Annotated in this window: 1 protein-coding gene; it reads left to right on the forward strand. The window is 66.1% G+C overall.

Features of this window, described 5'->3' with window-relative positions:
• Positions 1-329: 329 nt before the first annotated feature.
• The coding region (locus KME79_RS44325; protein WP_219552681.1) for a DDE-type integrase/transposase/recombinase at positions 330-746 on the forward strand (417 nt) is incomplete at its 3' end.

Below are 746 nucleotides of genomic sequence, written 5' to 3' on the forward strand. Positions count from 1 at the left end.
GCTGCTTCAGAACATCTCAAGCAGCGCGGACTCCGACACGAACTGAACCGGGTCCTGGACGCCTATTTCCCGGCCCTGGAAAAGTCGGTCGGCACGGTGACAGCGTGCGCGATATTCGGGAAATCCCGGGCCACGGTGCACCGCCGGCGTAACCCGCGCCCGCCGGTGCAGGGGCCGCGCCGGCCGTTCCACCACCCGGCTGAACTGTCCGACGCCGAGCGCGAGCAGGTCCTGGCGGTGCTCGACTCGCCCGCTTCGCCGACAAGTCGCCCGCCCAGGTATGGGCGATCCTGCTGGACGAGGGCGTCTACCTGTGCTCGCAGGCCACCATGTACCGACTGCTGCGCGAACGCGGGCAAAGCGGCGAACGACGCGCCCAGTCCGTCCGCCCGCCGACCAGCAAGCCCGAACTGGAAGCCGACCGCCCCAACCTCGTGTGGTCCTGGGACATCACCAAACTGAAAGGCCCCGTACGCGGCGTCTACTATCTGCTGTACGTCATCATCGACATCTTCTCCCGCAAAGTCATCCACTGGGAGATCTGGCCCACCGAGAACGGCACCCTGGCCAAGGAATTCATCCAGAACGCCATCGCCGCCAACGACGCCATCGCGCCTCGCTCCATCCACGCAGACCGCGGCACCTCGATGACCTCCAACACCGTCACCGGCCTGCTCGCGCTGCTCGGTATCGACCAATCACATTCTCGCCCGCACGTGTCCAACGACAACCCGTACTCCGAAGCG

Origin of the sequence: Nonomuraea harbinensis, from assembly GCF_019396385.1 — a bacterium.
In the GTDB taxonomy this organism is placed as follows: Bacteria; Actinomycetota; Actinomycetes; order Streptosporangiales; family Streptosporangiaceae; genus Nonomuraea; species Nonomuraea ferruginea.